Genomic DNA, 10,497 nt, shown 5'->3' on the forward strand with positions numbered 1-10,497 from the left:
CCTGACGGACCGGACCGCGCCGAGGTGACATGGTGCCCACTGTCAGGGTGTGACCCGGGCCACCAGCTCGGCGGCCTGCGCCTCGGCCGGCAACGTGCCGGACGTCCGCCAGGGCCCGTCGGGCAGGAATCGGCTTGCGACGAACGCTCGTGCCACCTCGTCGGGGGCGTGCCGCAGCAGCAGCGAGCCCTGCAGGCACAGCGCGAGCATCTCGGCCAGCCGGCGGGCCCGGCGCTCCTCGCGGGCGCGCAGCTCGGTGCGCAGCTCACGGACGCCGCGGTCGAACCAGGAGTCGCGCCCCGACGCCGACTCGATCTCGGCGAACACGGCGTCGACCGACTCCGGGTCCCGGGTGACGGCGCGCAGGACGTCGAGCGCGGTGACGTTGCCCGAGCCCTCCCAGATCGAGTTCAGCGGCGCCTCCCGGTAGAGCCGCGGCATGCCCGACTCCTCGACGTAGCCGTTGCCGCCGAGGCATTCGAGGGCCTCCGCCACCACGGCCGGCGTCCGCTTGCAGACCAGGTACTTCGCCGCCGGCAGCGCGAGGCGCAGCAGCAGCCGCTCCTCGCGGTCGACGGCCCCGGCGAGCCGGATCGCCAGCGCGGTGGCGGCCTCGGACTCCAGCGCGAGGTCGGCGAGCACGGCCTGCATCAGCGGGGTATCTGCGAGCCGGGTGCCGAACGCGCTGCGGTGGGCCACGTGGTGGGCGGCCTCGGTGAGGGCGGCCCGGGTGAGCGCCGCCGAGCCGAGCACGCAGTCCAGCCGCGTCATCGACACCATCTCGATGATCGTCTGCACGCCCCGGCCCTCGTCGCCGAGGCGCCAGCCGGTGGCGCCGGCGTACTCGATCTCGGCCGATGCGTTGGACCGGTTGCCCAGCTTGTCCTTGAGCCGTTGCAGCAGGATCGCGTTGCGCGTGCCGTCGGGCAGCACCCGGGGGAGCACGAAGCAGGTGAGCCCGCCCGGGGCCTGCGCGAGCGTGAGGAACAGGTCGTTCATCGGCGCCGAGGTGAACCACTTGTGGCCGACGAGCCGGTAGGTGCCGTCCGAGGTGACGGTGGCGGTGGTGGTGCCGGCGCGCACGTCCGAGCCGCCCTGCTTCTCGGTCATCGACATCCCGGCGAGCAGGCCCGCCTTGGTGGACGGCTCGGCGAGCCCGAACTCGTAGGTCGTGGAGCGCAGGCCCGGCTCGTACCGGCCGGCGAGCTGCGGGTCGCGGCGCAGGGCGGGAACCGCTGCGTACGTCATCGAGATCGGGCAGCCGTGCCCGGGCTCCAGCTGGCTCATCAGGTAGAAGCCGGCGGCCCGCGCGACGTGGGCACCCGTGCCCGGTTCGGCCACCCACGGCGCCCCGTGCAACCCCCAACCCACCGACGTGCGCATGAGCCAGTGCCACGACGGGTGGAACTCGACCTCGTCGGTGCGGTGGCCGTACCGGTCGTGGGTGTGCAGCACGGGCGAGTGGGTGTTGGCGAGGCGGGCGTGCTCGCGGGCCTCCGGCCCCGCGACGACGGCGGCGAGCTGCCGCAGCGCCGGCAGCGCCTCCTGCGCGCCCTCCCGGGCGACCGCGTCGGCCAGCGCGGGATCGCAGGCCAGGAGGTCGGCGTCGGCGAGCGGGGGCGGCTGGTTCTCGACGCGGTGCGTGCGGTGGTCGCCGGGCCGCAGCGGTGGCTCGGCGGAGCGGGTGGGTTCGGACCGGTCGCGGCCGTTGTGGCTGGCCTGGGCCGGGATCGTCGGCGCGGAACGGGCCGGAGCGCCCCCCTGCTCCTTCCTGTTCGGGTCCACGCGCCGAGGGTAGCGGCCGCCGGCTGCCTTGGGACCCGTTTGCGCCGCGTACGGTGACCTTCGACAGGGGGAGGGCGCATGGCACGGGTGGCCGCCATCGACTGCGGGACGAACTCGATCCGCCTGCTGGTCGCGGACGTGACCACCGGATCGGACGGGGTGCCCGCGCTGCGCGACGTGCACCGCGAGACCCGGATCGTCCGGCTCGGCCAGGGCGTCGACGCGAGCGGCAGGCTCGTGCCCGAGGCGATCGAACGCACCCGTGCCGCACTCGCCGACTACACCGCCGTGCTGCGGCGCAAGGGCACCGAACGCGTGCGGATGGTCGCCACCAGCGCCACCCGCGACGCCGGCAACCGCGAGGACTTCTTCGGGATGGTCCGGGCCACCCTCGGCGTCGACGCGGAGGTGATCTCCGGGGACGAGGAGGCGCAGCTGTCGTTCACCGGTGCGGTCGGGGACCTCGACCCGGACGACGGGCCCTTCGTCGTGGTGGACGTCGGTGGCGGGTCCACCGAGCTCGTGGTCGGCACTCTGGAGCCGGGCGGGGCGGCGGTCCGCGCCGCCCGGTCGGTCGACATCGGCAGCGTGCGGATCACCGAGCGGTGCCTGCACGGCGACCCGCCCACCGCGGAGGAGGTGGCGCAGGCGCGCGAGCTGGCCACCCGCGTCCTGGACGACGCGTTCGATGCCGTGCCCGTCGGCGGCGTGCGCACGTGGGTGGGCGTCGCGGGGACGGTCACCACGCTGTCCGCGGTGGCGCTGGACCTCGCGGAGTACGACCCGGACGCCGTGCACCTGTCCCGGCTCGGGCGTGGCGAGCTGCACCGGGTCGCCGAGGACCTGCTCGGGATGTCCCGGGAGGAGCGCGGCCGCCACGGCGGCATCCACCCGGGCCGGATCGACGTGATCGGCGGTGGCGCGCTGATCGTCGACGTGCTCGCCACCGAGCTGCACGCACGCGCGGGAGTGGACGAGCTCGTGGTGAGCGAGCACGACATCCTCGACGGGATCGCCCGCTCGATCGCCTGACGCCCCCGCCGTCGGACTGATGGGCCACCGGCCGAGTTTGCCGAGGTATTGCCTTCGGCGACCCGCGGGGTGTCCCGCGCCCACCTAGCGTCGGGAACATGGGTGTTCCCGGTGTCGCAGATCGCCTCCGGCGCCATCCGGGCCTGCTCGAGCCGGTCGTGGTCATCGTCGCCCTGTTCGGCGGGCACCTCGCGGTGGTCGCCGCGGTCCAGGGGGCCGGTGGCGTCACGCCCCTGGACGCCGGTGTGCACGCGTGGTTCGTCGAGCACCGGTCGGCGCTGCTCGACCCGGTGATGATCGGGGTCAGCGCGGTCGGGGGCACCGCGGGCATGGCCGCGCTCGCGATCCTCACCGCGGCCGTCCTGGTGCGCTGGGGGCACCGGGCGCAGGCGGTGATCGTGCTGATCGCCTGCGCGGGCGGCGAGGCGCTCGGCGACGTCGCGAAGCTGATCTACCAGCGGACCCGGCCGCCGCAGGCCGACTGGCTCGGGGTTGTGACGTCCTACTCGCTGCCGTCAGGGCACGCGCTGCTCGCCACCGTGACGGTCGGGATCGTGGCGGCCGTGGTGGTGCACCCGTGTCCGAGCCGCTCGGTGCGGACCGGGGTCGCCGCGCTCGCGATCGGGGTCGTCCTGCTGATCGGGACGAGCCGGCTGTACCTCGGGGTGCACTGGCCCACCGACGTCGTGACCGGCTACCTGCTCGGGGGCGCGTGGCTCGCCGTCTGCGTCCTGGGGCTCACCGTGGTCGAGCCGCAGCGCGCACCGGACGGCACGGACGCGCCGACGGTCCCGCTCCGGTGGTCGCGCGGCAGGCGGGCTCAGCGCATCTCCAGCCGGTAACCGTGCCCGCGCAGCGTCACGATCCGGGGTAGCCGCGCCCCGTCCGCGTACTCGGCGAGCTTGCGCCGCAGGGCCGCGACGTGCACGTCGAGCGTCTTGGTCGAGCCGAACCAGTTCGCGTCCCAGACGTCGGCCATGAGCGTCGCCCGAGGGATCGCGATCCCCGGTTCCGCGGCGAGCCGGGCCAGCAGCTCGAACTCCTTGGCCCGCAACGACACCTCGCGGTCGCCCACCGTCACCCGGCGGCGGGCGGTGTCGACGACGAGGTCGCCGATGGCGGTGGTGGGCGCGAGCGGTGCGGCCGGGGCGCCCCGGCGCAGGTGTGCGCGCAGCCGGGCGTGCAGCACGGCCAGCCCGACGGGCTTGGTCAGGTAGTCGTCGGCGCCGGCCTCGAGCCCCACCACGACGTCCATCTCGTCGGTGCGCGCGGTCAGGACGACGATCACGCAGCCGGGCTGGACGGCGCGCAACCGGCGGCAGACCTCCACGCCGTCGAGGTCGGGCAGGCCGAGGTCCAGCACCACCAGGTCGAAGCTGCGGCGCTCGGCGTCCTGCAGCGCGGCCTTCCCGCCATGCCGCCACACGACGGTGTGGCCGTGCGTGCGCAGGCTCGTCGAGAGCGCGCCGCCGATCGTCTCGTCGTCCTCGACCAGGAGCAGATCGGCCACGACGACAGCGTAGGGATGGCTCATCGCTCGGCGCTTCGCGCAGGCGCTGTGACATCGATTCGCTCGCACGCTCGCTCATCGCTCGGCCTCGCTGGGCTCGGCCGGCGCTTCGCGCAGGCGCTGTGACATTGATTCGCTCGCACGCTCGCTCATGGCGACCGTTGGAGCGGAATCGTGGGGGACGGCATCCGGGCGACCGAGACCGCACATGCCGTGGCGAGGGTCGGAGAGGGGATGCGTTCCTCCACGAAGATGCCGTGCCAGATGAGGAACACCAGCAGCGCCCAGATCCGGCGGCTGTGGTCGACCGTGCCGCGGCGGTGTGCGTCGAGCATGTCCTGCACCCCGGCGAGGTCCACCACCCGGTCGGCGCCCGAGGCGCGGACGAGGTCGCGGGCCCAGGGGTAGATCTCGTCTCGCAGCCAGTGCCGGATCGGCACCGGGAAGCCGAGCTTCGGCCGCCACAGCACGGCGTCCGGGACGATCCCGCGCAGCGCGCACCGCAGGGCGTACTTCGTGGTGCCCCCCGCGAGCTTCTGCTCCGTGGGGAGGCCCGCGGCAGCGGCGAACACCGCCGGGTCGAGGAACGGCACCCGCAGCTCGAGCGAGTTGGCCATCGTCATCTTGTCGGCCTTCACCAGGATGTCGCCGCGCAACCAGGTGAGCACGTCGACGTGCTGCATCCGGGCGACCGGGTCCCAGCCGGCCGACTCGGCGTAGATCGGCGCGGTGAGCGTGGTGTGGGAGCGGTGGGGGTCGTACCAGCGCAGGACGTGGGCGAGCTGGTCGTCGCGGAAGATGCGCGCGTTGCCGTAGTAGCGCTCCTCCAACGGCAGCGCCCCGCGGCGCAGCAGGTCCTTGCCGCGCACGCCGTCGGGCAGCGTGGCGGACAGCCGCCCGAGCGCGCCGCGCACCCCGTGGGGCAGCTTGGAGAACGGCGCGAGGGCGAGTGGCTCGCGGTATATCGCGTAGCCGCCGAACAGCTCGTCGGCCCCCTCGCCGGAGAGCACGACGGTGACGTGCTTGCGCGCCTCCCGCGCGATGAACCAGAGCGGGACGAGCGCCGGGTCGGCCACCGGGTCGTCGAGGTACCAGACGATCCGGGGCAGCTCAGCGGTGAGCTCCTCCGGCTCGACCACGCGCACGATGTGCTCGCTGCCGATCGCCGCGGCCGTCTCGGCGGCCTGCTGCACCTCGCTGTACCCCTCGTGCGCGAACCCGGCGGTGAACGTCAGGAGGCGGGGGTTGTGCTGTGTCGCGAGCGCTGCGATCGCCGTCGAGTCGATCCCGCCGGACAGGAACGCCCCGACCGGCACGTCGGCGCGCATGTGCACCGCGACGGAGTCACGCAGGGCGCCGGCGATCCGCGCGTGCACGGCCGCCGGTTCCGCGACCGGGTGGGCGGCCAGGCGGGGGCTGAAGTAGCGCGTGCGCCGGATCGCGCCGCCGGGGCGCACCGTGAACCACGTCCCTGCGGGGATCCGCCGGATCGCGGTGTGCATGGTCGCGGGTTCGGGGACGTACTGGAACGTCAGGTAGTCCTGCACCGCACGGGCGTCGACGTCGAGGTGCCGGGCCCGCGGGCCGAGCGCGGGCGCCAGCTGCAGGAGGCACTTCTTCTCGCTCGCGAACGCGGTGCCCGCCGGGCCGGCCGCGACGTAGAGCGGCTTGATCCCGAAGGGGTCGCGCGCCCCGAACAGCACGCGTTCGAGGGCGTCCCAGATGAGGAAGGCGAACATCCCCCGGAGCCGCTGGACGGCCGCCGGACCCCAGTGGGCGTACGCCGTGACGACGACCTCCGCGTCGCCGCTGGTGCGGAACCTGGCGCCGTGCCGGCGAGCCAGCTCGGCCCGCAGCTCGGGGAAGTTGTAGAGCTCCCCGTTGAAGACGATCGTGTAGCGGCCCGGGGCGTCGGGCGGGCCGTACGGCAGGGGTTGGTGCGATCCCGCGAGATCGATCACCGCCAACCGGTCGAACCCGAACACGACGTCGGCGTCGCGGTGGACGCTCGTCTCGTCGGGTCCGCGGTGCTGGGCCCACGGCAGGACCCGCTCGACGGCAGGCGCCAGCCGGGCCGCCTCCCGGTGAGCGGTGATCAGCGCGACCAGTCCGCACATGGCGTCAGCCGGTCGGGCCGAGGCCCGCCGCCGTTCGTTGCGCGAGCCCGACCCGCGCTGCCGTGGTCACCTGACCGACGCTAGGGACAGGCCGGTGCTCGCCCGCCCAAGCCGGGGTTAGAACAGGGCAAATTCCTCGACGGGCGGCGGATGTGCTCCGCTCACCGCTCGGGATGCGCCTGCGGCTCGGTCGCGCCGCCCGGCTCCGGCGTGCCGGGGGCGGGACGGTCGTGGCGCAGCTCGCCGGTCTCGGCCTTGAACACCCGCAGTGCCTGTCCCATCGACCGGGCGGCGTCGGGCAGGCGCTTCGCGCCGAACAGCAGCACGACCACGGCGATCAGGACCAACCAGTGGGTGGGGCTCAACTCTCCCATCGCGCGGGCCTCCTTCGCGTTCCCGTGCTCGACCGAGCGCGACCGGATCTGTTCGGTTGCGGCCCGACGCTACGCCGAGGTCCGCGCCGTGCACATCGCCGACGTGTGGTTCTTGCCCTGCTCTTGCCTTCGTCGACCGAGTGTTAACCGTTCGCCTCGTACGGTGACGGCATGCACCCGGAGGGCGCCGTCCTGCTCGCCGTGGCATCGGCGGTCCGGCACCCGGCGCCGAACCGGGCGGCAGCATGAGCGGCGAGGAGCACGAGTCGGCCGTGCGGGAGGTCGACCGGGAGCGCGCGGTGATGCGGATCCAGGCCGCCGTCGAGGCCGGCGTGCTCGACGTCGCCGAGGCGGGCCGCCGTCTCTCCGCCGTCCACCGCGCACCCGACCAGCAGCGGCTGCACCAGCTCGTCGCGGATCTCGACTTCCGCACGCGCCGGTCGACGGGTCGGGCGGTCCTGGTGCGGGCAGGCGTCCAGATCCTGCTGCTCGCGCTCGTCGCGGTACTGCTCGTCCACGCGTTCCTGCAGCTGACCGCTTCCGCGGCCCACTAGGTTCGGCCGGTGCGGAGAAGGATCGTCGGCCTGACGCTCGCGGCAGCGGTGCTGGCACTCGTGCTGTTCGGCCTCCCCCTCGCCGCGATCGTCGTCACCTACCTGCTCAACGACGAGACCAGTGAGCTGGACCAGATCGCCGACGTCGCGGCGCTCACCGTGGCCGTGGACCTGGCCGCCGGCCACGACCCCCACCTGCCGGGCGAGGCGGTGAACACGCAGGTGGCGCTCTACGACCGGGCAGGCAATCGGCTGCTGGGGACGGGCCCGGCCGCGGCGGACACCTCCGTCGTCGAGGTGTTGGGGGGCAGCGGCGCGGACACCGCCGACGACGGCATCGTCGCCGTCCCGGTGATCGGCGACGACCCGCGGGCGGGCGCGATCCGCGTCTCCTCCGACCCGGTCCGGGTCTACGCGGAGGTCGCGCTGGCGTGGGGCGCGATGCTGGCGCTCGCGGTCGCCGCCCTCACCGTCGTGTGGCTCGTCGCGCGCCGGCAGGCCGGCAACCTCGCGGGCCCCCTGGAACGCCTCTCCGCCGCCGCACGCAGGCTGGGCGAGGGCGACTTCACCGCGCGCACGGCCCGCGTCGGCATCCCGGAGATCGACTCCCTCGGGGCGGACCTCGACACCACAGCGGAACGGCTCGGCGACCTCGTCGCCCGGGAACGGGCGTTCACCGCGGACGCCTCCCACCAGCTGCGCACCCCCTTGGCAGGGCTGCGGCTCACGCTGGAAGCGGCGCTCGACGGTCCGGTCTCCGCCGACCCGAACCGGCTCCGCGACGCCGTCCGGAACGCGCTCGGCGCTGCCGACGGCCTGCAGCGCACGGTGGACGACCTCCTCGCCCTCGCCCGGGACACCCACGAGCCGCGTGCCGAGGTCACCGTCGGGGCACTGCTGCGCGACGGCACGCAGGGCTGGCGGGCGAGCGCGGACGCGGCGGGCCGGTCGATCGAGGTCCGCGCCGACCCCGGTCTGCCCGCCGCCGCGGCGTCGCCCGCCGCGATCCGGCAGGTGCTCGGGGTTCTGGTCGACAACGCCGTCCAGCACGGCACGGGCCGCATCGACGTGCACGCGCGGGACGCCGCGGGAGCGCTGGCGATCGACGTCTCCGACGAGGGGACGGGGATCACCGGCCCCGCGAGCGAGCTGTTCACCCGGCGAGCGCCCGCGGCCCGTGGTCACGGCATCGGGCTGGCGCTGGCCAGGAGCCTGATCGAGGCCGAGGGCGGGCGGCTCGTGCTGAGCGCCACGGACCCGACGACGTTCACCCTGCTGATACCGGCTGCCGAGGATCCGGTGATGCCCTCCTGACCCGTTCTTTTGCCCACCGTTAACCCTGGCCTGTCCGCCTGCGGAACCGGAGGCCCTAGCGTCCAGGTGAGGGGCAGCGGCCGGGGGACGGGAACGCGCATGACCGACGCCGAGCGGAGGGGCCGGCCGGCACCGGGATGTCCGGCCCACTCCGGGCTGCCCCGGCGGGCGTTCCTCGGCGTGCTCGGGGTGGGGCTCCTCGCCTCGTGCGCGTCCCGGCCGCCGCAGCCGGGCGCGCCGGCGGCGGATGCCCTCGCGCCACCGGCGCCGACCGAGCCGCCGATCCCGCCCGCCAGTCCGGGACCGTCGAGAACGCTGTTCTCCGGGCCGGCGGCCGGCGGGCGCATCGCCCTCACGGTCGACGACGGGACGTGCGCCGACTGCGTGCGCGGCTACGTCGACTTCGTCCAGCGGTCCGGGATCCACCTCACGTTCTCCCCGAACGGCACCTACGGCCGGGAGTGGGAGCCGCACGCAGCCAGGCTCGCCCCGCTGATCGCGGCCGGCCAGGTCCAGGTCATGAACCACACCTTCAGCCACCTGAAGCTCACCACGCTGCCGGACGACCGGGTCCGCAGCGAGCTCGAACGCAACGAGGAGTGGGCCGAGCGGGTCTTCGGCGTCACCACGCGCCCGTACTACCGCCCGCCGTACGGGGTGCACGACCCCCGGGTCGACGGGATCGCGGCGGAGCTCGGCTGGACCCGCAGCGTCCTGTGGAGCGGCTCCTACTCGGACTCCACCACGATCACGCCCGAGTTCCTGATGGCACAGGCCGAGAAGTACCTGAAGCCCGGCACGATCATGCTCGGGCACGCCAACCACCCCACCGTCCTCGGGCTCCTCGACCGCATCGAGAATCTGATCCGCGAACGTGGCCTGCAGCCCATGACGCTGGACGAGATGTTCGGCACGAGCCGGGCGGGCGGAATTGCCTGACGTCGCCCCGCGCGGATCGCACGAGACCGGAACTCGCGGACGACGAACGGTTCGCGGACCGCGGCTCTCCGGGGCCGCGATGGTGGCCGTCGCCCTGTGCACGGCCCTGACGCTGTGCACCGCGTGCGGATCCGATGCGGCGAAGGCGAGCCTGGAGCCGCCGCCCTCCCCGGCACCGGCGACCGCCCCGAAGGGCGACGCGCTGCCGGGGATGCCTGCCGTGACCGACGCGCACAACGTCTACGCCCAGGCCGGCGCCGGGATGCTCGCGGATGCCGTGAAGTCGGCGAAGCCGCTGGTCTACGTGCCGCACACCAAATCGGGCGAGGTCCGGGTGATCGATCCGGCCACCTTCGTCGCGGTCGGCGCGTACCGGATCGGCGGCGAGCTGCAGCACGTCGTCCCGTCGTGGGACTTGACCGCGCTCTACGCCACCGACGACACCGGTAACAAGATCGTCCCGTTCGACCCGGCCACCGGCACCCCCGGCGCCGCGATCCCGGTCACCGACCCGTACAACATGTACTTCACGCCCGACGGGGCGGCCGCGATCTCGGTGGCCGAGGACCTGCGGCGGCTGGTCTTCTACGACCCCCGCACCTGGGCCGAGCAGGGCGAGCTGCCCGTGCCGGACTGCGCGGGGATCGACCACGCCGACTTCACCCCCGACGGGCGCACGGCCGTGTTCACCTGCGAGTTCGCCGGCCGCGTCGCCGTCGTCGACATCGTGGGCCGGACGCTGCTGCGCATGATCGACATGCCGCACCGCAACACGCACATGGGCCCGCAGGACATCAAGCTCGCCCCGGACGGCTCGGTCTTCTACATCGCCGACGCCGACCAGAACGGGCTCTGGGTGCTCGACGGCGCCG

The 10,497-nt window shown here is 74.1% G+C and carries 10 protein-coding genes; 6 read left to right on the forward strand and 4 right to left on the reverse strand.

All coding sequences use genetic code 11. The features are described 5' to 3' along the window. Positions 1-42: 42 nt before the first annotated feature. A complete protein-coding gene (locus ABEA81_RS36770) occupies positions 43-1,665 on the reverse strand; it encodes an acyl-CoA dehydrogenase family protein (protein ID WP_345611783.1) in 1,623 nt (540 codons plus the stop codon). A gap of 198 nt (positions 1,666-1,863) precedes the next feature. On the opposite strand from ABEA81_RS36770, the gene ABEA81_RS36775 reads away from it, so the two are divergent. Together ABEA81_RS36775 and ABEA81_RS36780 are read left to right on the forward strand one after the other, a co-directional pair. Next, positions 1,864-2,817, forward strand: coding sequence for a Ppx/GppA phosphatase family protein (locus ABEA81_RS36775; RefSeq protein WP_345611757.1), 954 nt, complete (start codon positions 1,864-1,866; stop codon positions 2,815-2,817). A gap of 98 nt (positions 2,818-2,915) precedes the next feature. Continuing rightward, a complete protein-coding gene (locus ABEA81_RS36780) occupies positions 2,916-3,659 on the forward strand; it encodes a phosphatase PAP2 family protein (protein WP_345611759.1) in 744 nt (247 codons plus the stop codon). Here ABEA81_RS36780 and ABEA81_RS36785 read toward each other — a convergent pair. The 3 genes from ABEA81_RS36785 to tatA form a co-directional block, all read right to left on the reverse strand. After that, a complete protein-coding gene (locus ABEA81_RS36785) occupies positions 3,638-4,327 on the reverse strand; it encodes a response regulator transcription factor (RefSeq protein ID WP_345611761.1) in 690 nt (229 codons plus the stop codon). The genes ABEA81_RS36780 and ABEA81_RS36785 overlap by 22 nt on opposite strands. A 149-nt stretch (positions 4,328-4,476) precedes the next feature. Then, on the reverse strand, positions 4,477-6,444 hold the full coding sequence (gene asnB, locus ABEA81_RS36790; RefSeq protein ID WP_345611763.1) for an asparagine synthase (glutamine-hydrolyzing): 1,968 nt from the start codon (positions 6,442-6,444) through the stop codon (positions 4,477-4,479). Positions 6,445-6,605: 161 nt separating this feature from the next. Then, complete coding sequence (gene tatA / locus ABEA81_RS36795; protein WP_345611764.1) at positions 6,606-6,818, reverse strand: Sec-independent protein translocase subunit TatA; 213 nt, start codon at positions 6,816-6,818, stop codon at positions 6,606-6,608. Between the two features lie 245 nt (positions 6,819-7,063). Between tatA and ABEA81_RS36800 the strand changes: the two genes are divergently transcribed. The 4 genes from ABEA81_RS36800 to ABEA81_RS36815 all read left to right on the forward strand — a co-directional run. Continuing rightward, the gene (locus tag ABEA81_RS36800) at positions 7,064-7,372 is read left to right on the forward strand and encodes a DUF1707 domain-containing protein (RefSeq protein ID WP_345611765.1); all 309 of its coding nucleotides are present in this window, start codon (positions 7,064-7,066) and stop codon (positions 7,370-7,372) included. A gap of 9 nt (positions 7,373-7,381) precedes the next feature. Next, positions 7,382-8,686, forward strand: coding sequence for a HAMP domain-containing sensor histidine kinase (locus ABEA81_RS36805; protein WP_345611767.1), 1,305 nt, complete (start codon positions 7,382-7,384; stop codon positions 8,684-8,686). A gap of 99 nt (positions 8,687-8,785) precedes the next feature. Beyond that, positions 8,786-9,625, forward strand: a complete 840-nt coding sequence (locus ABEA81_RS36810) for a polysaccharide deacetylase family protein (RefSeq protein ID WP_345611769.1) — start codon at positions 8,786-8,788, stop codon at positions 9,623-9,625. Positions 9,626-9,704: 79 nt separating this feature from the next. After that, positions 9,705-10,497: YncE family protein (locus ABEA81_RS36815; RefSeq protein WP_345611771.1), on the forward strand; the 793-nt coding region annotated here is incomplete at its 3' end.

Origin of the sequence: Pseudonocardia adelaidensis, assembly GCF_039543345.1 — a bacterium.
In the GTDB taxonomy this organism is placed as follows: domain Bacteria; phylum Actinomycetota; class Actinomycetes; order Mycobacteriales; family Pseudonocardiaceae; genus Pseudonocardia; species Pseudonocardia adelaidensis.